The organism is Streptomyces sp. NPDC048481, assembly GCF_043200075.1.
In the GTDB taxonomy this organism is placed as follows: Bacteria; Actinomycetota; Actinomycetes; order Streptomycetales; family Streptomycetaceae; genus Streptomyces.
The window spans coordinates 381,724-404,467 of sequence record NZ_JBICXC010000002.1; the positions used below are offsets into that span (position 1 = coordinate 381,724).

Below are 22,744 nucleotides of genomic sequence, written 5' to 3' on the forward strand. Positions count from 1 at the left end.
GTACGGCGGTCCCGGTCGTGCCGGGCGGTTCGGGCGCGTCGGGCGGGCCGGGCGCGGTGCGACGGCTGCCGAATGCGCGGCTCACCGGACTGGGCGGCGGCCTGTTCAGCGGGGCGCTGATGTTCGTGCTGGGATGCCTGGACCAGTTGCTGTTCGAAGGCTCGCTGACCGTGTACAGCGTGCTGTTCCTGCCGGTGTGCGTGCTCACCGGCCTGTGGGTGCGCGGGGCCGAGCTGCTCGCCGCGCCGGTCGTGGCGCCGATCGCCTTCACGTTCGGGCTGCTGCCCGTGGCCAGGAGCGGCGACGGGGCCGGGGAGCGGCTGGCGGGCCTGGTGACCGCGCTGGCCACCCAGGTCGGCTGGCTCTACGCGGGCACCCTGCTGGCCGGACTGACCGTCCTGGCCCGCGGCCTGCGCCGCGCGGCGACCCGCCGCCGAACCGGATCCCCACGCCGCTAGCCCGCGCCCACGGCCATCCCTGCGCCGCCGGTCTGCGGAAGGCCGGAGACGTCCCCCGGCCTCTTCTACTCCGGCTTGGCCGCCGCGTGCATCGCCGCTCCCACGATTCCCGCGTTGTTCTGGAGCTGGGCGGGGACGATCTCCGCCCTGATGCCCTCGATGAGGTGCAGGAACTTGTCGGCCTTGCGGCTGACGCCGCCGCCGATGATGAACAGTTCGGGCGAGAACAGCATCTCGACGTGGGCCAGGTACTTCTGGACGCGGCGCGCCCAGTGCTCCCAGGTCAGCTCGTGGTCCTCCCTGGCCTTGCTGCTGGCCCGCTTCTCCGCGTCGTGGCCGTTCAGCTCGAGGTGGCCCAGCTCGGTGTTGGGGACCAGGACCCCGTCGACGAAGAGGGCGCTGCCGATGCCGGTGCCGAACGTCAGCAGGATCACCGTGCCGCTGCGGTCGCGGCCCGCGCCGAAGGACACCTCGGCGACGCCCGCCGCGTCCGCGTCGTTGACCACGGTCACCGGCAGGCCGCCGAGCCGCTCGCCGAACAACGCGCGCGCGTCGGTGTCGATCCAGCTCTTGTCGACGTTGGCGGCCGTGCGGATGGTGGATCCGCCGGTCACCACGCCGGGGAACGTCAGACCGACGGGCCCGCTCCAGCCGAAGTGCTCCACGACCTCCCGCACGCCGTCGGCGACGCCCTCCGGAGTCGCCGGTTGCGGGGTGAGCACTTTGTGGCGCTCCTGAGCCAGGTCGCCCTTGTCGAGGTCCACGGGAGCGCCCTTGATCCCGGACCCGCCGATGTCCACGCCGAAGATCTGCATGGCCCTACGTTACGACGATCGACTGACAGTCACTCAGCCGAGGAGCCGGAAGCGCCGCTTCCGCCACGCTCGGCGACCAGGGCCGCCGCTTCTTCGCGCAGGTCACGGCGGAGTTCCTTGGGCAGCGAGAACGTGATGTGCTCCTCGGCGGCCTTGACCAGCTCGACGTCTGCGTACCCGCGCTCGGCGAGCCAGCCCAGGACCTCCTCCACCAGGACCTCCGGGACGGAGGCGCCCGAGGTGACGCCGACCGTGGTCACGCCCTCCAGCCAGGCCTCGTCGATCTCGCTCGCGAAGTCCACCAGGTACGCGGCGCGGGATCCGGCGAGCTTGGCGACCTCGACGAGCCGCTTGGAGTTGGAGGAGTTGCGCGAGCCGACCACGATGACCAGCTCGGCCTCCGCGCCCATCTGCTTCACCGCGAGCTGACGGTTCTGCGTGGCGTAGCAGATGTCGTCGCTCGGCGGGGAGACGAGCTGCGGGAACTTCTCCTTCAGGGCGTCGACCGTCTCCATCGTCTCGTCGACGGAGAGGGTGGTCTGGGAGAGCCAGACGATCTTCGACGGGTCGCGGACCTCGACCTTGGCGACGTCCGCGGGGCCGTCGACGAGCTGGATGTGGTCCGGGGCCTCGCCGGAGGTGCCGATGACCTCCTCGTGGCCCTCGTGCCCGATGAGGAGGATGTCGTAGTCCTCCTGGGCGAAGCGCACGGCTTCCTTGTGGACCTTGGTGACCAGCGGGCACGTGGCGTCGATGGTGGCCAGACGCCCGCGCGCGGCCTCCTCGTGGACGACGGGGGCGACGCCGTGCGCGGAGAACATGACGATGTTGCCCGGCGGCACCTCCTCCGTCCGCTCGACGAAGACGGCGCCCTTCTTCTCCAGGGTCTGCACGACGTACTTGTTGTGGACGATCTCGTGCCGGACGTAGACCGGCGCCCCGTACTGCTCCAGCGCCTTCTCGACGGCGATCACGGCGCGGTCGACGCCCGCGCAGTAGCCCCGGGGAGCGGCGAGCAGGACACGGCGGCGGCCAGGCGAAGCAGTCATGCGTCCCATCGTAAGGCCGTGGCCCGCCCCCGCCGGCGTCATCCGGGGCGCCGCCCTCCACGCCCGCGCTCCGGGCCGCACCCGCGGGCGGGCGTCGGCCCTTCGTTGTCAGCAGGGGCCGATACTCTCGACGGCATGGCTGTGAACACGTCCGCGGACGCCCCGCTGCCCGTCGGCCAGGTCTCGCGGCTCATCGGAGGATGGATCGACCGGCTCGGCGCGGTGTGGGTCGAGGGGCAGATCACCCAGCTTTCCCGGCGTCCGGGAGCGGGCGTCGTCTTTCTGACGCTGCGGGACCCGTCGCACGACATCTCCGTGGGCGTGACGTGCTTCCGCCAGGTCTACGACGCGGTCGCGGACGTCGTCGGCGAGGGCGCGCGGGTCGTCGTCCACGCAAAACCGGAGTGGTACGCGCCGCGCGGACAGCTGTCGTTGCGGGCCCTGGAGATAAAGCCGGTCGGCGTCGGGGAACTCCTGGCGCGGCTGGAGCAGTTGAAGAAGTCGCTGGCCGCGGAGGGGCTCTTCGCCCCGTCGCGGAAGAAGCCGCTGCCCTTTCTGCCGCAGCTGATCGGGCTGGTGTGCGGGCGGGCCTCCGCCGCGGAGCGGGACGTCCTGGAGAACGCCCGGCACCGCTGGCCGGCGGTCCGCTTCGAGGTGCGCAACGTCGCCGTGCAGGGGGTGCACGCGGTGACGCAGGTCGTCCAGGCGGTGAAGGAGCTGGACGCGCTGGAGGAGGTCGACGTGATCGTCGTCGCGCGGGGCGGCGGAAGCGTGGAGGATCTGCTGCCGTTCTCCGACGAGCAGCTGGTCCGCGCGGTCGCCGCCTGCCGTACGCCGGTCGTCTCGGCCATCGGGCACGAGCCGGACAACCCCCTGCTCGACCATGTGGCCGACCTGCGCGCCTCGACGCCGACCGACGCCGCGAAGAAGGTGGTGCCGGACGTCGGCGAGGAGCTGGAGCGGGTGCGGATGCTGCGCGGGCGCGCCCGCAGGTGCGTGGAGTCGTATGTGGAGCGGGAGGAGCGCGGGCTCGCGCACGCCCTCGCGCGGCCGGCGATACAGGATCCGCACCGGATGATCGACGAGCGGGCCGACCACGTCGCCTCGCTGGTGGACCGCACACGGCGCACGCTCGGCCACCTCCTGGACCGTGCCGATTCCGAGCTGACGCACACGCACGCGCGCGTGGTCGCCCTGTCGCCGGCCGCCACGCTCAAGCGCGGGTACGCCGTGCTCCAGCGGGCCGACGGGCATGTGGTCCGGGGCCCGGACGAGGTGACGGCGGACGACGTGCTGCGCGCCCGGGTCGCCGAGGGCGAGTTCACCGTCCGCGTCGACGCCTCGGCCGGCGACGCGCCCACGGGCGAGGCGCTCAGCCCGGGCACGGAGAGCAGCCCGGGCGCGGAGAGCAGCGCAGGCACGGAGAGCGACACGGGCGCGGAGAGCGGCGCGGGTGGGGCGAGCGGCGCCGGACGCGCCGACGACCAGGCAGCAACCGGCAAGGGAATGGGTGCATGACGAGCAGGACGGACGAGGCCCTCGGTTACGAGCAGGCCCGCGACGAGTTGATCGAGGTCGTACGGCGTCTGGAGGCGGGGGGCACCACGCTGGAGGAGTCCCTCGCCCTGTGGGAGCGGGGCGAGGAGCTGGCCAAGGTGTGCCGCCGCTGGCTGGAGGGCGCCCGGGCGCGACTGGACGCGGCCCTGGCGGAGGAGGACGAGGAGACTCCGGGAGGCGCGGCCGACGCGTGATCCCCGGACGCCGGTCCGATGCGATCCGGTCCGATCCCGGTCCAGTCCGGCCCGGTCCGGTCCGATCCCGGTCCAGTCCGGTCCGGCTCGGGCCGGTCCGCCAGGTGATCGACGGGTGATCGACGGGTGCCGCTGTGAAGCGGATCACTCCGGCTCACCCCTTTGTTGAAACTTGAACATCCCTGGCGTATGGTCTACGACGTCAGCCTATCCGGACCACGGTCCGGTACTGGTTCCGGTCGTACCGCACGCACCCTGAGGAAGTCCACGCATGTCTCTCGTTCTCGACCCCGCCGCCCAGGACCTGCTGTTCCGCGAGGCCCGCACCGCGAACACCTTCACCGACGAGCCGGTGACCGACGAGCAGGTCCAGGCGATCTACGACCTGGTCAAGTACGGACCGACGGCGTTCAACCAGACCCCGCTGCGCATCACCCTGGTCCGCTCCCCCGAGGCCCGCGAGCGCCTCGTGCGGCACATGGCGGAGGGCAACCAGGCCAAGACCTCGACCGCCCCGCTGGTCGCGATCCTCTCCGCGGACAACGAGTTCCACGAGGAACTGCCCACCCTCTTCCCGGCCTTCCCGCAGGCCAAGGACCTCTTCTTCAGCGAGCGTCCGGCCCGTGAGGGCGCCGCCGCGCTGAACGCCGCGCTCCAGGCCGCGTACTTCATCATCGGCGTGCGCGCCGCGGGTCTCGCCGCCGGCCCCATGACGGGCGTGGACCTGGAGGGCGTCCGCAAGGAGTTCCTGGACGACGACCACACCCCGCTGATGGTCGTCAACATCGGCCGCCCCGGCGAGGGCGCCTGGTACCCGCGCTCCCCGCGCCTGGCCTACGACGAGGTCGTCACCACCGTCTGAGACCGCTGACGCACGAAGAGGCCCCCGGCGCACGCCCGCCGAGGGCCTCTTCGCGTGCCCGCCGGGGGCCTCCTCACGTCTGTGCCGTCCGAGGCCGCCCGCCTCACGCCAGCTTCAGCGCACCGGCCATCGTCGTCAGCTGGCCGAAGCCGCCCGTGCCCGCGACCACCGTGGTGGAGCCCTTGGCGTCCTGGAGGACGAGGGCGTCGTAACGGCCGCCGGTGTAGCGGGTCCAGGTGCGGCCGCCGATCCGCTCGGTGACGTCGGTCGCGGTCGAGCCCTGGCTGGCCTCGTCGATGAACTGCGAACGGCGCTGAGTGGACTGCTCGATGGTCACGTACTCCCCGTCGGGGGCGTGGAATCCGAGATGCCAGGCGTCGAAGGCGTCACCCTTGAAGCGCACCGAGGTCGCCTTCCACGTGTCGGGCAGGCCCTCGGGCGCGGCCACCGGGTACGACGCCGCGCGGCGCGCGGTGAGCAGCTCGACGCGGTAGTCGACCCGCTTGACGTCGGGAGCGCGGTCCTCGTGCGGGATGAAGAGGTAGATGACCCATGCCGCGATCATGATCAGCCCCAGGGAGAGGATCATGTCCCGGGCCGTCTTCTGCTTGCCGTTCGAACCTGCCACGCCCCTATCGTCGCAGGTGCCCGGTGCGCTCATCCGTGGGGTCCCCTGCTCATTTTGTCGGACTGACGATAGAGTCGGCATCGAACCCTCATCCGGCCGTCGTCGTATCAGTCAGAAAGGTGCGCTCCGATGACCGAGCATCATCATTTGCCGTCCGAGCTGGACGTTCCCTCCGAGGCCCCCGACCGCAACCTCGCCCTGGAACTCGTCCGGGTGACCGAGGCCGCCGCCATGGCCGCCGGCCGCTGGGTGGGACGCGGGGACAAGAACGGCGCCGACAGCGCCGCGGTGCGCGCCATGCGCACCCTCGTCTCCACCGTGTCGATGAACGGCGTGGTCGTCATCGGAGAGGGCGAGAAGGACGAAGCCCCGATGCTCTTCAACGGCGAGCGCGTCGGTGACGGCACCGGACCCGAGGTCGACATCGCGGTCGACCCGATCGACGGCACCACGCTGACGGCCAAGGGCATGCCGAACGCGATCGCCGTCCTCGCCGCCACCGAGCGCGGGGCGATGTTCGACCCGTCCGCCGTGTTCTACATGGACAAGCTGGTCACCGGGCCGGAGGCGGCCGAGTTCGTCGACATCGACGCGCCCGTCGAGGTCAACATCCGCCGGGTCGCCAAGGCCAAGCGGGCCACGCCCGAGGACGTCACCGTCGTCATCCTGGACCGGCCGCGGCACGCGGGCATCATCGAGGAGATCCGGGCGACCGGCGCGCGCATCAAGCTGATCTCCGACGGCGACGTGGCCGGCTCGATCCTGGCCCTGCGCGAGGGCACCGGCGTCGACCTGCTGCTCGGCGTCGGCGGCACGCCCGAGGGCATCATCTCGGCCTGCGCCGTGAAGTGCCTGGGCGGTGTCATCCAGGGCAAGCTGTGGCCCAAGGACGACGAGGAGCGGCAGCGCGCGATCGACGCCGGACACGACCTCGACCGGGTGCTCACCACCGAGGACCTGGTCACGGGCGAGAACGTGTTCTTCGTCGCGACCGGCATCACCGACGGCGAGCTGCTGCGCGGGGTGCGCTACCGCTCGGAGACCGCGATCACCGACTCGATCGTGATGCGGTCGAAGTCCGGGACGGTGCGGCGCATCGACTCCGAGCACCGGCTGAGCAAGCTGCGCGCCTACAGCGCCGTCGACTTCGACCGGGCGAAGTAGCCGCGACGGGCCGAGCGGCCCGGTCGGTCGGCGGGCGCCCCCCGGTGCGGAGGGGGGCGCCCGTTTCATGCTCGGGGGCAGACCAAGGGGCCGGGCCTGCCGTTCGGCCTCCCGCGGCCGCGGGGTCGCCCGAAGGCGGACCGTCTCGCGTCCGCGCAGTGGCCCGAAGGCGGACCCGCCCGCGCCCGCCGGGTGTTCCGGAGGCGGACCTGCCCGCGCCCGCCGGGTGTTCCGGAGGCGGACCTGCCCGCGCCCGCGGGGTGTTTCGAAGGGGTACGCCAGGCCCTAACCGGCCTGCGCTATGCGGCCCGCCGCGCGCGCCTTCTGCAGTTCGACGTCGCGGCGCCGGCGCCGGGCGAGGACCACGCGGCGCTCGGCTGCGGTGAGGCCGCCCCACACGCCGTAGGGCTCGGGCTGAAGGAGCGCGTGCTCGCGGCACTCCACCATCACCGGACAGCGTGCGCAGACCCGCTTCGCCGCTTCCTCCCGCGAGAGCCGGGCGGCCGTGGGCTCCTTGGAGGGGGCGAAGAACAGACCTGCCTCGTCCCGGCGGCACACCGCCTCGGTGTGCCAGGGAGCGTCTTGGTCCCTGTCGCGCGCTGGCACCCGCTGGGCCGGGACGGCGGCGACCTGCAGGGACGAATGCGGCGGTTGCAGCACGGGTCTACTCCTGACGACGGCTTCGCGAGCGAGCGACGATGCAGCAAGGCCTACCCGCTGTACGCGCGCCTATGCACAGGGTTCGCAGGCGCGGGACCGCGCCGCCGCCGGTGTTGGCGCGTTCTCGCCCCTCAGCGGTCCAGGTGCCGGCGCAGCTTCTTGTCGACCTTGTGCTGCACGCGGTCGAGGATGTCCGCCACCAGCTTGCCCCGCTTCGGCCGGCCCTCGACGTTGCCCAGGACCGCCCAGCCGTCCACGTAGACCGCCGGCGCGTCCGGCTCCGGGGAGTCGAGCGCGTCCACCTCGAAGTTGCCCAGCACCGCGCCGCCCGTGCCGCGCAGCGACACGTTCTCCGGGACGCGGACCTCCACGTTGCCGAAGACCGAGATCGCCTTGATCACCACCTGCTGATACTCGAAGAGGGCCTCGGTGAGGTCGATCTCCACGCTGCCGAAGACCGCGTAGGCGTGGATGCGCCGGCCCGCGCGCCAGCGCCCGCGGCGGACCGCGCTGCTGAAGATCGCGACGACGTTGTCGTCGGGGTCGGCCGGAATCGCGCCGGCGGTGGGACGGGAGGGGGCGGAGGCGGGAGCCGCACGCCGGGCGTGCGCCGCGGGCAGGTCCCGGACGAACGCCTCCAGCTCGCCGACCGTCTTGGCGGCCAGCACGCCCTCGACGCGCTCGGCGTGCTCGTCGGCCGTCAGCCTGCCCTCCGCCAGGGCGTCGCGCAGCATGTCGGCGATACGGTCGCGGTCGGCGTCGGACGCACGCAGCTCGGCGGCCGGCGCGGGGGCCGTGGGGGCGGCGGCAGGGGCGCTGCTCTGCTTCTGAAGGTCCACGACAGCAGCGTACCGAAACACGATAGATCGCGATACCCCTGTTCACGGCCACCCCGGCCACGGGTCGCCGCTCCCCCCTCCACGGTCATCCCTCCCCCCGCCCCGGCCGCCGCATATCGCTCCCGGCCGCCGTCCCGCCGCCGTCCCGCCGCCGTCCCGCACCCGTCGCGCCGTCACTGAGCCGGACCTCACAGGCGGCCCGTTCCCCGCAGGTTCTACGCTGGTGGGCGCCCGCCAATGGAGGCGGGCGCCGTCTGCCGAGTGAGGAATGGGCGAGATGCCTGAGTTCGCGTACACCGATCTGCTCCCCATGGGAGAGGACACCACCCCCTACCGGCTGGTGACCTCCGAGGGTGTCTCCACCTTCGAGGCCGACGGGCGGACGTTCCTCAAGGTGGAGCCGGAGGCGCTGCGCAAGCTCGCCGCGGAGGCGATCCACGACATCCAGCACTACCTGCGCCCCGCCCACCTCGCCCAGCTGCGCCGGATCATCGACGACCCGGAGGCCTCCGCCAACGACAAGTTCGTGGCGCTGGACCTGCTCAAGAACGCGAACATCGCGGCCGCGGGCGTGCTCCCCATGTGCCAGGACACCGGCACCGCGATCGTCATGGGCAAGCGCGGCCAGAACGTGCTCACCGAGGGCGGCGACGAGGCGGCCCTGAGCCGCGGGATCTACGACGCCTACCTGAACCTCAACCTGCGCTACTCGCAGATGGCCCCGCTGACCATGTGGGACGAGAAGAACACCGGCTCCAACCTGCCGGCGCAGATCGAGCTGTACGCCGCGGACGGCGGCGCGTACAAGTTCCTGTTCATGGCGAAGGGGGGCGGCAGCGCCAACAAGTCGTTCCTCTACCAGGAGACGAAGGCCGTCCTGAACGAGGCCTCCATGATGAAGTTCCTGGAGGAGAAGATCCGTTCGCTGGGCACGGCCGCCTGCCCGCCCTACCACCTCGCGATCGTCGTCGGCGGCACGAGCGCCGAGTACGCGCTGAAGACCGCGAAGTACGCCTCCGCGCACTACCTGGACGAGATCCCCGCCGAGGGTTCCGAGCTGGGCCACGGCTTCCGGGACAAGGAGCTGGAGGAGAAGGTCTTCGAGCTGACCCAGAAGATCGGCATCGGCGCGCAGTTCGGCGGCAAGTACTTCTGCCACGACGTGCGCGTGGTGCGCCTCCCGCGGCACGGCGCGTCCTGCCCGGTCGCCATCGCCGTCTCCTGCTCGGCCGACCGCCAGGCGGTCGCGAAGATCACCGCCGAGGGCGTCTTCCTGGAGCAGCTGGAGACGGACCCGGCGCGGTTCCTCCCCGAGACCACGGACGAGCACCTCGACGAGTCGTCCGACGTCGTGCGCATCGACCTGAACCAGCCGATGGACGACATCCTCGCCGAGCTGACCAAGTACCCGGTCAAGACCCGGCTGTCGCTGACCGGCCCGCTGGTCGTGGCCCGCGACATCGCGCACGCCAAGATCAAGGAGCGGCTGGACGCGGGCGAGGAGATGCCGCAGTACCTGAAGGACCACCCGGTGTACTACGCGGGTCCGGCCAAGACCCCCGAGGGGTACGCGTCCGGATCCTTCGGCCCGACGACGGCCGGCCGCATGGACTCCTACGTCGAGCAGTTCCAGGCCGCGGGCGGCTCCAGGGTGATGCTGGCCAAGGGCAACCGCAGCAAGCAGGTCACCGACGCGTGCGACGCCCACGGCGGCTTCTACCTCGGCTCGATCGGCGGCCCGGCCGCGCGCCTCGCCCAGGACTGCATCAAGAAGGTCGAGGTCGTCGAGTACGAGGAACTCGGCATGGAGGCCGTCTGGAAGATCGAGGTCGAGGACTTCCCGGCGTTCATCGTCGTCGACGACAAGGGCAACGACTTCTTCCAGGATCCCGCCCCGGCGCCGACGTTCACTTCCATCCCGGTGCGCGGGCCCGGCCTGGCGTAGTGCCTCAGGGGCGGCGGGGCGGCGGGCCCCGGCCTGGCGTGGCGCCCCGGTGCGCCCGTCGCCGCCCTTTCCTGCCCGGGGGCGTGGCCCGGACGGCCCCGGGCAGGAACAAGCGGGCCGCGCCGTTCGCTGTACGGGGCATGAGCGACTACCGCATCGAGCACGACTCCATGGGCGAGGTCCACGTTCCGGCGCACGCCAAGTGGCGGGCCCAGACGCAGCGCGCCGTCGAGAACTTCCCCGTCTCCGGCCAGCGCATCGAGCGCGCCCACATCGAGGCGCTGGCGCGCATCAAGGGGGCCGCGGCGAAGGTGAACGCGCGGCTCGGGGTGGTCGACCAGGACATCGCCGACGCCATCCAGGAGGCCGCCGCCGAGGTCGCCGAGGGCCGGTGGGACGAGCACTTCCCCGTCGACGTCTTCCAGACCGGGTCGGGGACGTCGTCCAACATGAACGCCAACGAGGTCGTCGCCACCCTCGCCACCGAGCGTCTGGGCCGCGACGTGCACCCCAACGACCACGTCAACGCCTCCCAGTCCTCCAACGACGTCTTCCCCTCGTCCCTGCACATCGCCGCCACGGCCGCCGTCACCCGCGACCTGATCCCCGCGCTGGAGCACCTCGCGGCCTCCCTCACCCGCAAGTCGGAGGAGTTCGCCGACGTGGTGAAGTCGGGGCGCACCCACCTCATGGACGCCACGCCCGTCACCCTGGGGCAGGAGTTCGGCGGGTACGCGGCGCAGGTGCGGTACGGCGTGGAGCGGCTGAACGCCTCCCTGCCGCGGCTCGCCGAGCTGCCGCTGGGCGGCACGGCGGTGGGGACCGGCATCAACACGCCCCCCGGGTTCTCCGCCGCCGTCATCGAAGAGGTCGCCCGCGTCACCGGGCTGCCGCTGACGGAGGCGCGCGACCACTTCGAGGCGCAGGGGGCGCGGGACGGCATCGTCGAGACGAGCGGTCAGCTGCGGACCATCGCGGTGGGCCTCACGAAGATCGCCAACGATCTGCGGTGGATGGCGTCCGGGCCGCGCACGGGGCTGGCCGAGATCAGCCTGCCCGACCTCCAGCCGGGCTCCTCGATCATGCCGGGCAAGGTGAACCCGGTGATCCCGGAGGCGGTGCTGATGGTGGCCGCGCAGGTCGTCGGGAACGACGCGACCGTCGCCACGGCCGGCGCGGCGGGCAACTTCGAGCTGAACGTCATGCTGCCGGTCATCGCGAAGAACGTGCTGGAGTCGGTCCGGCTGCTCGCCAACGTCTCGCGGCTGCTCGCCGACCGGACCGTCGACGGGATCGTCGCCCACCGCGAACGCGCCCGGGAGTACGCGGAGTCCTCGCCGTCCGTGGTCACCCCGCTCAACAAGTACATCGGGTACGAGGAGGCCGCGAAGGTGGCCAAGAAGGCGCTGGCGGAGCGGCGGACGATCCGCCAGGTGGTGCTGGACGGCGGGTACGTGGAGCGCGGGGACCTGACGGTCGCACAGCTCGACGAGGCGCTGGATGTCCTGCGGATGACGCGCCCGTGACGTTTCGCGCCCCGGCGCGAGAACCGTGACACGCGCCGCAGCGTCGTATGGCCATGGCACCTAATATCTGTCCATGGCTGACGGCGGAGCGGTGAGACGCGAGGGAACGGGCGGTGCGGCGGCCTTCTGGGAGCCGGGGGACCGGATCCTGTGGCGCTACCGGGAGAACGGCGGGGCGCGCTTCCACATCGCCCGCCCGGTCACCGTCGTGCGCGACGACGAGGAACTCCTCGCCGTGTGGATGGCGCCGGGCACGGAGTGCGTCAAGCCGGTGCTCGCGGACGGCACCCCGCTGCACCAGGAGCCGCTGCCCACCCGATACACCAAGCCGCGGACCGTGCAGCGCGACCGCTGGTTCGGCACGGGTGTGCTGAAGCTGGCCCGGCCCGGCGAGCCCTGGTCGGTGTGGCTGTTCTGGGAGCCGGGCTGGCGGTTCAAGAACTGGTACGTCAACCTGGAGGAGCCGTTGGCCCGTTGGGACGGCGGGGTGGACTCGGTGGACCACTTCCTGGACATCTGTGTGTACCCGGACCGCAGTTGGGGCTGGCGTGACGAGGACGAGTTCGCGCAGGCCCAGCAGGACGGGCTGATGGACGCGTCGGTGGCCCGGCGGGTCCGTGAGGCGGGCCGCAGGGCCGTGGAGAGGATCCGCGCCTGGGGGCCGCCGTTCGACGAGGGATGGCAGCACTGGCGCCCGGATCCGGCGTGGGCCGTACCGTTGCTGCCGGAGGACTGGGACCGTACCCCCGCGCACATGTCCACATGAGACCCTTGATGCGCCCCCGGGCGGCAAACGTAGGATCGTCCTCCGCAAGGCACCGCAGGCGGTAACTCCCGGGGTGCGGAACGGGTCTGACCGAACGTCACCGAGGGGCGGCAGGACGTGAGCGAGGGGCACGAGGGAAACACCGGCGGGACGTTCCACGTAGGCTCGCAGGGTCGCGCGAGGTCCACCGGCGACACAGGAACAACCTCTGACCACGCGGGAATTCCGTTCCAGGGACATGTATTCCGGGTATCGGACTTCCTGCGGGACCAACTGCGCGCGCGGCGCGCAGCCCCGGACGGACGGATTCGACACGCGTGACGGAGCAGCCCATCTCCTACGAACGCCCCCAGGGCGTCGACCCCACGGACCCCCGTGGGGCACTCCTGCACACCCCGGCGCCCGCGCCGGGTGCGGCAGCGTTACCGCCCGACGGCTCGGGTACGACGACCTGCGGAAAGGGCGGAAAGGGCACCATGGGCGGCCAGGGAGCTGCGGGAAAGGATGCGGCGGCCGGTCCGGAGGCGGGTTCCGGGACCGAGCACTCCCAGCCGTCCGCGTCCACCGAACCGGACACGCACCGGCCGCGGCCCGTGCCCGAGTCCATCCCGGCCCAGCCGGGCGCGGAGGCGCGCGCCGAGCGCGGGCCGGGCGGGCAGGAGCGGCGGGCCGGTATGGCGGTGGCGCCGGGCCGGCCCACGCCGATGCGGCGCGACGGGGACCGGCTGCGGTTCGTGGGCGCGGCGACCCGGCGGATCGCGCGCGGTCTGGACCTGGACGAGATCGTGATGGGGCTGTGCCGGGCCACGGTGCCGACCTTCTCCGACGCGATCCTGGTCTATCTGCGCGATCCGCTGCCGGTCGGCGACGAGCGGCCGGCGGCGGACCGCATCATGCTGCGGCTGCGCCGCACCGACCGCATCCCGGAGGAGCGCGACACGGAGACCGGCTTCGCCGCGCTCGCCCTGCCGCCTCCGGAGCCGGGGGAGCTGACGGCCGAGCTGTCGGCGTCGGTCGGGGACATGTGCGAGGTGCGGCCCGGCGGCGCGCTCGCGGAGGTGCTGCGCGGGGTGCGTCCGGTGTTCGCGGACAATCCGGCGGCGCGGGCCGCGTTGCCCGAACTGCTGGGCGAGGACAGCACGTTGGTGGTGCCGGGCGGCCAGCGGGCCGTGCTGGCCCCGCTGCGCGGGCGGCGGCGGGTGATCGGCGCGGCGGTGTTCCTGCGCCGTCCCGAGCGCCTGCCGTTCGAGAACGACGACCTGCTGGTGGCGGCCCAGCTCGCCACGCACAGCGCGCTCGGCATCGACAAGGCGGTGCTGTACGACCGTGAGGCGTACATCGCCGACGAGTTGCAGCGCACGATGCTGCCCGAGACGCTGCCGCGTCCCACGGGCGTGCGGCTGGCGTCGCGGTACCTGCCGGCGGCGGAGACGGCGCGGGTGGGCGGCGACTGGTACGACGCGATCCCGCTGCCCGGCAGCCGGGTGGCCCTGGTCGTCGGGGACGTGATGGGGCATTCCATGACGTCGGCGGCCATCATGGGGCAGCTGCGCACCACGGCGCAGACGCTCGCCGGGCTGGACCTGCCGCCGCAGGAGGTCCTGCACCATCTCGACGAGCAGGCCCAGCGGCTGGGCACCGACCGTATGGCGACGTGTCTGTACGCCGTCTACGACCCGGTCGCGCACCGCATCACGATCGCCAACGCGGGGCATCCGCCGCCCATCCTGCTGCATCTGGGCGGCCGGGCCGAGGTGCTGCGGGTGCCGCCGGGCGCGCCGATCGGCGTCGGCGGGGTCGACTTCGAGGCGGTGGAACTGGACGCGCCTGCGGGGGCGACGCTGCTGCTGTACACGGACGGCCTGGTGGAGTCCCGGCTGCGGGACGTGGCGACGGGCATAGAACAGCTGCGGGAGAAGCTCGCGGCGACCGCCCAGCTGACCGGGCCGGATCATCCGCCGCCCCTCGAGGCCCTGTGCGACGAGGTGCTCGACATGCTCGGTCCGGGCGACCGGGACGACGACATCGCGCTCCTGGCCGCCCGGTTCGACGGGATCGCGCCCAGCGACGTGGCGTACTGGTTCCTGGAGCCGGAGGACGCGGCGCCGGGGCGGGCGCGCCGGCTGGCGCGGCGGGCGCTGTCCCGCTGGGGCATGGAGGACATGTCCGACTCGGTCGAGCTGCTGGTGAGCGAGGTCGTCACGAACGCGGTGCGGTACGCGACGCGGCCGGTCACCCTGCGGCTGCTGCGGACCGACGTGCTGCGGTGCGAGGTCGGGGACGACGTCCCGCAGCTGCCCCGGCTGCGGCAGGCCAGGGCGACGGACGAGGGCGGGCGCGGCCTGTACCTGGTGAACCGGCTCGCGCGGCGCTGGGGGGCCACCCGGCTCAGCACCGGCAAGGTGGTCTGGTTCGAGCTGAACCGGAACTGACGCCAGACACGCGGACACGCGAGAGACGCCGAGAGCGCGGACGGGTGGACGCGCGAAGGGGGCGCCCGGAGATCTCCGGGCGCCCCCTTCGTCGTCCCTCCGGCGCTACTGGCCGAAGAGCGGGTTGTCAGGGCGCTCCGAGCCGGTGGAGGGGGCGTCCGTGCTCGGTTCGGTCGAGGTGTCGCCGGACGGCGAGCTGGACGGGGACGTGCTCGGCTTGGCCGACGAGGACGGGGACGTGCTCGGCTTCGGCGACGAGGACGGCGAGGTGCTCGGCGAGGGCGACGAGGACGGCGAGGAACTCGGCGAGGGCGAGGAGGACGGCGACGGGGACGCCGTCTGGACCGCCGCGCCCTGGTCGGTCTCCAGGTCGAACTTGGAGACCTTGGTGGAGACGCCGAAGGTGTAGGCCGCCCAGATCTGCGCCGGGAAGCCGCCGCCGTTGACCCGGCCCGCGTCGGACTTCAGGCCGTTCGTCGCGCCGGTGAGCGGGACCTGCGGGTGGGGGGCCTTGGCGGACTCGCCGAACAGGCCGACCGAGGTGACGAGATCGGGGGTGTAGCCGGTGAACCAGGCGGACTTGTTGTTGTCGGAGGTGCCCGTCTTGCCGGCGACCTTCTGGCCCCTGCGCAGCGGGTTGTCCCGCACGGAGATCTTCGCCGTACCGTCGTCGACCACGCCGGTGAGCACGGAGGTGACCGAGTCGGCCGCCTCGCGGTCGATGACCTGCCCGCCGATGGGGGCGGTGTGCTTGAAGGAGGGGTGGGCGCTGTTCTCCGCCGACTTGATGAGCGCCGGGGTGACCTTCTTGCCGTGGTTGTCGAGGGTGGCGTAGACGCCGGCCATCTGAAGAGGGCTCGCGCCCATGGTGCCGAGGGTCTGGGCCGGCACGGCCTTCAGGTCCTTCGTGTGCATGCCGAGCTGGTCGGCGACCTGGAGCACCTTGTCCATGCCGACGTCCACGCCCATCTGCGCGAAGACGGAGTTGATGGACTTGTTGAGCGCCGTCTGGACGGTGACGGGGCCGTAGTCCTGGTCGTCCTCGTTCTCCGGAGCGAAGCCGATGTCGCTGCCGACGACGGGGCGCTTGCTGGTGCCGTCGTAGATCGTGTTGGCGGTGATCTTCTGGTCGTCCTGGGTGACCGCGTTCTCGTCGAAGGCGGCGGCGAGGATCACCGGCTTGAAGGTGGAGGCGGGCTGGTAGTCGGTGCGGGTGGCGTTGTTGAGGTAGTGCTCGGTGTAGCTGGTGCCGCCGTACATCGCCTCGACCGCGCCGGTCTTCGGGTTCACCGACACCGCGCCGGCCTGGACGTCGCCGTCGACCGGGCGCTTCTTCTTGTCCAGCTTGCTGGTGAGCTGCTCCTTGACCGCGGTCTCCAGCGCCTTCTGCTTCTTCTTGTCGATGTTCAGCTCGATGTTCCAGCCGCCCTTGCGGACCAGGGCCGCGGCCGACTCGTAGTCGTCGGCGACGCCGGTGGCGACGAGCTGGTTGGCGAGTTCGGCGTTGGCCGCGTCGACCAGGTAGCCGATCTGGCCCTCCTTGCCCGGAGCGGCCTTGGGGTCCTTGGGGATGGGGAACTTCATGGCGTCGCGTTCGGACTTCTTCAGCCAGTCCTGTCCGACCATGTTGTCGAGGACGTAGTTCCAGCGGGCCTGGACCAGGCGCTTGCCGGTGTCGGAGGCGGCGGCCCAGTCGTACTGGCTGGGGGCCTGGAGCAGTGCGGCGAGGTAGGCGCCCTGGGCGACGGTGAGCTTGTCGGCGTCGACGCGGTAGTAGGCCTGGGCCGCGGCCTGGATGCCGTAGGCGCCGCGGCCGTAGTAGCTGGTGTTGATGTATCCGGCGAGGATGTAGTCCTTGTCCTTCTCCCGGTCCAGCTTGAGGGAGATGACCAGTTCCTTCAGCTTGCGCGTGACGGTCTGTTCCTGGGACAGGTAGTAGTTCTTGACGTACTGCTGGGTGATCGTCGAGCCGCCCTGCGCGCCCTTGCCCATCACGGTGTTGAGCACGCCGCGGGCGGTGCCCCGCAGGTCGACGCCGTTGTCGTTGTAGAAGGACTTGTTCTCGGCGGCGACGAAGGTGTGCTGGACGGCCTTGGGGACCGTGGCGAGGTCGACGTTCTCGCGGTTGACGTCGCCGTCCCGGGCGAGCATCGCGCCGTTGCCGTACTTGTAGACGTTGCTCTGGAGGTCGGCGTCGGGGTTGCCGGCCGGGATCGGCGTGCTCACGTACAGCCAGACGAACGCGCCGATGACGGCGACGGTGAGGCCGAGGAACGTGCCGAGGACCTTCTTCCAGGTGAAGATCCGGCGTATGAGGCTGCGGTCGGCCTTGCCGGCCTTGCCCTTGGCGCCCCTGCCGGCCTTCTTGGCGCCCTTGCGGGCGGCCGCGCGGCCGCCGGCGGCGGGCGCGGTCGTCGTCGCGGTCGACGGCCCGGCGGCGGTGTCGCGGGCGGCGGTCGGCGCGGACTCCGTCTCCGCGGAGCGGTTCCTCGGCGCCGCGCGGCGGCCACCGCGCTGTCGCGCTCGTCTCTCTTCCGCTCGTCCCATGAGTCCGCTCGCTCCGCTTCCTACTCGGCAGTCACACCAGTGCCCGGGGGCAGGGGCAGGTCAGCTCAGAAAGCTAACACCGCTGTCCATGACGACGTGCTGTCGATCCGGCCTTCGGAGGGCGTGAGAATCAGCACCCCGCCCCGCGGAACCGGCGCGACCTCCCCACCGATTCGACGTTCGAGAGGGGTACAGGGTTGCCATCCCCTGTTAAAGTGATATCACTTAGCTAGACAGCCGATCGCATATAAGGCTGCTGACGAGAAACGGGGAACCACCATGCCCGCACACGACCCGTCGCCCCACGACCCGTCGCCCCACGACCCGTCGTCCCACGGCCCCTCGGCCGCCGGCCGGGCCGTCGCCGAGTCCGTCGACGCCCCCGAGATGCCCGCCCCGCGCGTGACCGAGTTCCCCGCGCACAGCGTGGGCGGCGGCCTGGCGCTGCTGCTCGGTCTGGCCGGGCTGCTGGCCGGGGCCGGGGCGATCGTCGCGGCCACCGCGGTGACGGCGAGCGGCCTCAAGGCGGCGCTGATCGTCCTCGGCGTCCTGGTCGCCCTCGCCGCGTTCCTCGCGATGTGCGGACTGAACACGGTGGCCCCCGGCGAGGCCCGCGTGGTGCAGCTCTTCGGCCGCTACCGGGGCACCATCCGCGAGGACGGCCTGCGCTGGGTGAACCCCTTCACCTCCCGCACGAAGATCTCCACCCGGGTCCGCAACCACGAGACGGCCGTCCTCAAGGTCAACGACGCCTACGGCAATCCGATCGAGCTCGCCGCGGTCGTGGTGTGGAACGTGCGCGACACCGCGCAGGCCTCCTTCGAGGTGGACGACTTCCTGGAGTTCGTCGCCACCCAGACCGAGGCGGCCGTGCGGCACATCGCCATCGAGTACCCCTACGACTCGCACGACGAGGACGGGCTCTCCCTGCGCGGGAACGCCGAGGAGATCACCGAGAAGCTCGCCGTGGAGCTGCACGCGCGCGTGGAGGCGGCCGGCGTGCGGATCATCGAGTCCCGCTTCACCCACCTCGCGTACGCTCCGGAGATCGCCTCGGCGATGCTTCAGCGCCAGCAGGCGGGCGCGGTCGTGGCCGCGCGTCGGGAGATCGTGGACGGGGCCGTCGGCATGGTCGAGGCGGCGCTCGCCCGGATCGCCGAACAGGGCATCGTCGAGCTGGACGAGGAACGGAAGGCGGCCATGGTGTCCAACCTGATGGTGGTGCTGTGCGGGGACCGCGCACCCCAGCCCGTGCTGAACACCGGGACCCTCTACCAGTGACCGCTCCCTCCGGGGGCCCCGCCCCCCAGGGCCGGCCGCAGCGCAAGCAGGTGCTGCTGCGGCTGGACCCGGCGGTGTACGAGGCACTGGCCCGGTGGGCCGGGGAGGATCTGCGGTCCGCCAACGCGCAGATCGAGTTCCTGCTGCGCAGGGCCCTGAAGGAGGCGGGCCGGCTGCCTGGCGACACCGGGCCGCTGCCCCGCCGCGGCCGCCCGCCGGGCGGCTCCGCCCCCAGGCCTCCGGCGCCCTGACGGCCCGGCCGCCGGGCAGCCTGTAGCCAAACGGTGACAATGGACCGTCACCTGCGAAGCCGTACCCACCGCTGCCACCTGCGCACTCCGCGTATACACGGCGGGTATACACCGCATGTACAGTCCTCGCATGTCCATCGGTCACACCCTCCTGGGACTCCTGGAGTCCGGGCCCCGCCACGGTTACGACCTCAAGCGGGCCTTCGACGAGAAGTTCGGTCACGACCGGCCGCTGCACTACGGCCAGGTCTACTCGACGATGTCGCGCCTGCTGAAGAACGGGCTCGTCGAGGTCGACGGCATCGAGACCGGCGGCGGTCCCGAGCGCAAGCGCTACGCCATCACCGACGCCGGGATCACCGACGTCGAGCAGTGGCTCGCCACGCCCGAGAAGCCCGAGCCGTATCTGCAGTCCACGCTCTACACGAAGATCGTCCTGGCGCTGCTCACCCACCGCGACGCCGCCGACATCCTCGACACCCAGCGCTCGGAGCACCTGCGCAGCATGCGCATCCTCACCGACCGCAAGCGCAGGGGCGATCTCGCCGACCAGCTGATCTGCGACCACGCGCTGTTCCATCTCGAAGCCGACCTGCGCTGGCTGGAACTCGCCGCCGCACGTCTCGACAAGCTGAAGGCGGCGATGCAGGCGTGAAGGCTCCCGGGGGATCCCTGCTCGTCGCCGAGGATCTGCGCAAGGCCTACGGCCCGACCATGGCGCTCGACGGCGCCGACTTCTCCATCCACCCCGGCGAGGTCGTCGCGGTGATGGGCCCGTCCGGGTCCGGCAAGTCGACGCTGCTGCACTGCCTCGCCGGCATCGTGACGCCCGACTCCGGCTCGATCATGTACGACGGCCGCGACCTCGCCACGATGAGCGACGCCCAGCGCAGCGCGCTGCGGCGCTCGGACTTCGGCTTCGTGTTCCAGTTCGGCCAGCTCGTGCCCGAGCTGACCTGCGTGGAGAACGTCGCGCTGCCGCTGCGGCTGAACGGCGCCCCGCGCAAGAAGGCCGAGCGCACCGCGCTGGAGTGGATGCAGCGTCTGGAGGTCGACGACCTCGGCGGGAAGCGGCCCGGCGAGGTCTCCGGCGGCCAGGGGCAGCGGGTCGCCGTGGCGCGCTCGCTCGTCACCGCCCCCCGGGTCCTCTTCGCCGACGAGCCCACCGGCGCGCTGGACTCGCTCAACGGCGAACGCGTGATGGAACTGCTGACCGAGGCCGCCCGCACGGCCAACGCCGCCGTCGTCCTCGTCACGCACGAGGCGCGGGTGGCCGCGTACTCCGACCGCGAGATCGTCGTTCGGGACGGCCGGTCGCGGGACATGGAGCGCGTCATATGAGTCTGCGCAGGGGGCACCGCCCGCTTGAGCGAAACCGAAAGTGGGGGAGGTCCAGAGACCTCGGACTGGGCGTCCGGTTCGCCTTCAGCGGCGGACGGGAGGGCTGGATCCGGGCCGTCCTGACCGCCGTGGGCGTCGGCCTCGGCGTGGCCGTGCTGCTGCTGACGACCGCCGCGCCCAACGCGCTCGAAGTACGCCACGACCGCGAACAGGCCCGGCTGGACTGGCCGTTCGGCGAGCCGCCGGCGAAGTCCGACCGAACCCTGCTGATCGCGCAGTCCGACACGACGTTCCGCGACAAGGACATCCGGGGCCGGATGGTGGAGCCGGAGGGCACGGGCGCGCCGCTGCCGCCCGGCGTGAGCCGCTTCCCGGCCGAGGGCGACATGTACGTCTCCCCCGCGCTGAAGAAGCTGCTGGCCGCCGACGGCTCCGCGCCGCTGCGCGAACGGCTGCCGTACCACGTCGTCGGGACCATCGGGGAGAGCGGGCTGATCGGCTCGCAGGAACTCGCCTACTACGCGGGCGCCACCGGCCTTCAGGCGCACGTCAACGGCGCGGGGCCGGTGACCCGGCTGGAGAGGTTCGGCAACCCGGACCCGTCGCACGAGCAGACCGACCCGGTGCTGCTCCTGCTGATCCTCGTGGTCATCGTGGTGCTGCTGATGCCCGTCGCGGTGTTCATCGCCGCGGCCGTGCGGTTCGGCGGCGAGCGGCGCGACCGTCGGCTGGCGGCGCTGCGGCTGATCGGTTCCGACAGCCGGATGACCCGGCGCATCGCGGCGGGCGAGGCGATGGCCGGCTCCCTGCTGGGCCTGGTCCTGGGCACCGTGTTCTTCCTGGCCGGCCGCCAGTTCGCGGGCACCGTCGAGGTGGTCGGCGTGAGCGTGTGGCCCAGCTACCTCGACCCCTCCCCCGCGCTGGCCGCGCTGGTCGTCCTGGCCGTGCCGACGGCGGCGGTGCTGGTCACCCTGTTCGCGCTGCGCGGTGTGGTGATCGAGCCCCTCGGGGTGGTGCGCACCGCCAAGCCGGCACGACGGCGCCTGTGGTGGCGGCTGCTGCTGCCCCTGGGCGGCGTCGCGATGCTCTATCCCATGATCGGCCAGGGCCACGCCAACGGCGACTTCAACCAGTACCTGGTGAGCGGCGGGGTCATGCTGATCCTGGTCGGCATCACCGCGCTGCTGCCCTGGCTCGTGGAGGCGGTCGTCGCCCGGCTCGGCTCGGGCGGCGTCGCCTGGCAACTGGCGGTTCGGCGCTTGCAGTTGAGCAGCGGCTCGGCGGCCCGGATGGTCAACGGCATCGCGGTGGCGGTGGCCGGGGCGATCGCGCTGCAGATGCTGTTCGCCGGCGTGGACGGCGACTACACCAAGTCCACCGGGCAGGACGTCAGCCGGGCGCAGATGCAGGTCGGCGTGCCGGACGGCGCGCCGCTGGCCCCCACCGCGCAGAAGTTCGCCCGGACCAAGGCGGTCCGCAAGGTGACGGCGCTGTGGGAGGGCTACCTCGGCGACTCCTCCTGGAAGACCGAGGAGGGCCCGGACAACCTCGGCGCGCTGGCCGTCGGCGAGTGCTCCGCCCTGCGCGAGCTGGCGAAGCTGCCCACCTGCAAGGACGGCGACGTCTTCGTCCTGGAGGGCGGCGAGAACTCCGGTGACAGCGCGGCGCTGAACGTGCCCGGCAGGAAGCTGTACTTCGAGCCGTCCTCCGACGACGACAGCGGGGACGTCCTGTGGACCGTCCCGCCGGGCGTCCGCTCCGCCCGTTCGGTGAAGGGCCTGACCGACTGGGAGCGCGACGGCTTCCTCATGACGCCGGGCGCGCTGCCGAAGACGGCCGAGAAGCGCGTCAGCGGGGAGATCTACCTCTCGATCGACGAGTCCGTGCCCGACGCCTACGAGTACGCCCGCAACACGGCGTTCCGCGTGGACCCGCTGTCCCAGCCGATGAACTGGACGGCCACCCGGCAGGACACGAAGTTCAGTTCCATCCGCACCGGACTGCTCGTCGGCTCGGCCGCGGTGCTGGCGCTGATCGGGGCGAGCCTGCTGGTCTCCCAGCTGGAGCAGCTGCGCGAACGCAGGAAGCTGCTGTCGTCCCTGGTCGCCTTCGGCACCCGGCGCCGCACGCTGGGGCTGTCGGTGCTGTGGCAGACGGCGATCCCGATCGTGCTGGGGCTGCTGCTGGCCGCGACGGTCGGGATCACCCTGGGCGCGGTGCTGCTGCGGATGACGGACACGCCGGTGAACGTGGACTGGCCGAGCGTGCTGGCGATGACGGGCATCGGCGCGCTGGTCGTCCTCGTGGTGACGCTGCTCAGCCTGCCGCCGCTGCTGCGGCTGCTGCGGCCGGACGGGCTGCGCACCGAGTAGCCGCCGCCCGCCGCGGGCGCCCGGACGGCCCCTCCCCCGTGCGGGGAGGGGCCGTCC

20 protein-coding genes are annotated in these 22,744 nt (G+C 72.0%); 14 read left to right on the forward strand and 6 right to left on the reverse strand.

What is annotated here, in order from left to right:
• Positions 1 to 17 precede the first annotated feature (17 nt).
• Positions 18 to 458, forward strand: a complete 441-nt coding sequence (locus tag ACGFSH_RS07985; protein WP_393346074.1) for a DUF6542 domain-containing protein — start codon at positions 18 to 20, stop codon at positions 456 to 458.
• A 65-nt stretch (positions 459 to 523) separates the two neighbouring features.
• On the opposite strand, the gene ppgK is transcribed toward ACGFSH_RS07985, so the two are convergent.
• A complete protein-coding gene (gene ppgK / locus ACGFSH_RS07990) occupies positions 524 to 1,273 on the reverse strand; it encodes a polyphosphate--glucose phosphotransferase (protein ID WP_393346076.1) in 750 nt (249 codons plus the stop codon).
• A 29-nt stretch (positions 1,274 to 1,302) separates the two neighbouring features.
• A complete protein-coding gene (locus ACGFSH_RS07995; RefSeq protein ID WP_393346078.1) occupies positions 1,303 to 2,331 on the reverse strand; it encodes a 4-hydroxy-3-methylbut-2-enyl diphosphate reductase in 1,029 nt (342 codons plus the stop codon).
• A gap of 126 nt (positions 2,332 to 2,457) precedes the next feature.
• Between ACGFSH_RS07995 and xseA the strand changes: the two genes are divergently transcribed.
• The 3 genes from xseA to ACGFSH_RS08010 all read left to right on the forward strand — a co-directional run bounded on the left by xseA (position 2,458) and on the right by ACGFSH_RS08010 (position 4,935).
• Positions 2,458 to 3,840, forward strand: coding sequence for an exodeoxyribonuclease VII large subunit (gene xseA, locus ACGFSH_RS08000; protein WP_393346080.1), 1,383 nt, complete (start codon positions 2,458 to 2,460; stop codon positions 3,838 to 3,840).
• Positions 3,837 to 4,073 (forward strand): exodeoxyribonuclease VII small subunit, encoded by a 237-nt coding sequence (locus tag ACGFSH_RS08005; protein WP_393346082.1) that lies wholly within the window; start codon positions 3,837 to 3,839, stop codon positions 4,071 to 4,073. Before xseA ends, ACGFSH_RS08005 begins: the two co-directional genes overlap by 4 nt.
• A gap of 271 nt (positions 4,074 to 4,344) precedes the next feature.
• Complete coding sequence (locus tag ACGFSH_RS08010; RefSeq protein WP_393346084.1) at positions 4,345 to 4,935, forward strand: malonic semialdehyde reductase; 591 nt, start codon at positions 4,345 to 4,347, stop codon at positions 4,933 to 4,935.
• 103 nt (positions 4,936 to 5,038) lie between these two features.
• On the opposite strand, the gene ACGFSH_RS08015 is transcribed toward ACGFSH_RS08010, so the two are convergent.
• A complete protein-coding gene (locus ACGFSH_RS08015) occupies positions 5,039 to 5,563 on the reverse strand; it encodes a DUF4245 domain-containing protein (protein ID WP_393346086.1) in 525 nt (174 codons plus the stop codon).
• Positions 5,564 to 5,692: 129 nt separating this feature from the next.
• Here ACGFSH_RS08015 and glpX point away from each other — a divergent pair, with 129 nt between their 5' ends.
• Entirely contained in the window at positions 5,693 to 6,727 is a 1,035-nt protein-coding gene (glpX, locus tag ACGFSH_RS08020; RefSeq protein WP_393346088.1) for a class II fructose-bisphosphatase, read from the forward strand.
• A gap of 285 nt (positions 6,728 to 7,012) precedes the next feature.
• Here the strand turns inward: glpX and ACGFSH_RS08025 are convergent, their stop codons facing one another.
• Both ACGFSH_RS08025 and ACGFSH_RS08030 read right to left on the reverse strand, forming a co-directional pair.
• The gene (locus ACGFSH_RS08025) at positions 7,013 to 7,387 is read right to left on the reverse strand and encodes a WhiB family transcriptional regulator (RefSeq protein ID WP_069768104.1); all 375 of its coding nucleotides are present in this window, start codon (positions 7,385 to 7,387) and stop codon (positions 7,013 to 7,015) included.
• A gap of 131 nt (positions 7,388 to 7,518) precedes the next feature.
• The gene (locus ACGFSH_RS08030) at positions 7,519 to 8,226 is read right to left on the reverse strand and encodes a DUF1707 domain-containing protein (RefSeq protein WP_393346090.1); all 708 of its coding nucleotides are present in this window, start codon (positions 8,224 to 8,226) and stop codon (positions 7,519 to 7,521) included.
• 277 nt (positions 8,227 to 8,503) lie between these two features.
• On the opposite strand from ACGFSH_RS08030, the gene ACGFSH_RS08035 reads away from it, so the two are divergent.
• The 4 genes from ACGFSH_RS08035 (at position 8,504) to ACGFSH_RS08050 (ending at position 14,895) form a co-directional block, all read left to right on the forward strand.
• Positions 8,504 to 10,171, forward strand: coding sequence for a fumarate hydratase (locus ACGFSH_RS08035; RefSeq protein ID WP_393346092.1), 1,668 nt, complete (start codon positions 8,504 to 8,506; stop codon positions 10,169 to 10,171).
• 140 nt (positions 10,172 to 10,311) lie between these two features.
• Positions 10,312 to 11,697: a class II fumarate hydratase gene (locus ACGFSH_RS08040; RefSeq protein WP_393346094.1), complete on the forward strand. Its 1,386-nt coding sequence runs from the start codon at positions 10,312 to 10,314 to the stop codon at positions 11,695 to 11,697.
• Between the two features lie 73 nt (positions 11,698 to 11,770).
• Positions 11,771 to 12,463, forward strand: coding sequence for a DUF402 domain-containing protein (locus tag ACGFSH_RS08045; protein ID WP_393346096.1), 693 nt, complete (start codon positions 11,771 to 11,773; stop codon positions 12,461 to 12,463).
• A 317-nt stretch (positions 12,464 to 12,780) separates the two neighbouring features.
• The gene (locus tag ACGFSH_RS08050) at positions 12,781 to 14,895 is read left to right on the forward strand and encodes a SpoIIE family protein phosphatase (protein WP_393346098.1); all 2,115 of its coding nucleotides are present in this window, start codon (positions 12,781 to 12,783) and stop codon (positions 14,893 to 14,895) included.
• A gap of 105 nt (positions 14,896 to 15,000) precedes the next feature.
• Here the strand turns inward: ACGFSH_RS08050 and ACGFSH_RS08055 are convergent, their stop codons facing one another.
• Complete coding sequence (locus ACGFSH_RS08055) at positions 15,001 to 17,442, reverse strand: transglycosylase domain-containing protein (RefSeq protein WP_393346100.1); 2,442 nt, start codon at positions 17,440 to 17,442, stop codon at positions 15,001 to 15,003.
• Positions 17,443 to 17,721: 279 nt separating this feature from the next.
• Here ACGFSH_RS08055 and ACGFSH_RS08060 point away from each other — a divergent pair, with 279 nt between their 5' ends.
• The 5 genes from ACGFSH_RS08060 (at position 17,722) to ACGFSH_RS08080 (ending at position 22,687) form a co-directional block, all read left to right on the forward strand.
• Positions 17,722 to 18,723 carry an SPFH domain-containing protein gene (locus tag ACGFSH_RS08060; RefSeq protein WP_393346102.1) on the forward strand — a complete coding sequence of 334 codons (1,002 nt, stop codon included), beginning with the start codon at positions 17,722 to 17,724 and terminating at the stop codon, positions 18,721 to 18,723.
• Positions 18,720 to 18,974, forward strand: a complete 255-nt coding sequence (locus ACGFSH_RS08065) for a hypothetical protein (protein ID WP_393346104.1) — start codon at positions 18,720 to 18,722, stop codon at positions 18,972 to 18,974. The genes ACGFSH_RS08060 and ACGFSH_RS08065 overlap by 4 nt, the downstream gene beginning before the upstream one ends.
• A 130-nt stretch (positions 18,975 to 19,104) precedes the next feature.
• Complete coding sequence (locus ACGFSH_RS08070) at positions 19,105 to 19,629, forward strand: PadR family transcriptional regulator (RefSeq protein WP_329413176.1); 525 nt, start codon at positions 19,105 to 19,107, stop codon at positions 19,627 to 19,629.
• A gap of 59 nt (positions 19,630 to 19,688) precedes the next feature.
• The gene (locus tag ACGFSH_RS08075) at positions 19,689 to 20,315 is read left to right on the forward strand and encodes an ABC transporter ATP-binding protein (RefSeq protein ID WP_393346945.1); all 627 of its coding nucleotides are present in this window, start codon (positions 19,689 to 19,691) and stop codon (positions 20,313 to 20,315) included.
• Positions 20,312 to 22,687 (forward strand): ABC transporter permease, encoded by a 2,376-nt coding sequence (locus ACGFSH_RS08080; protein ID WP_393346107.1) that lies wholly within the window; start codon positions 20,312 to 20,314, stop codon positions 22,685 to 22,687. The genes ACGFSH_RS08075 and ACGFSH_RS08080 overlap by 4 nt, the downstream gene beginning before the upstream one ends.
• Positions 22,688 to 22,744: the final 57 nt, after the last annotated feature.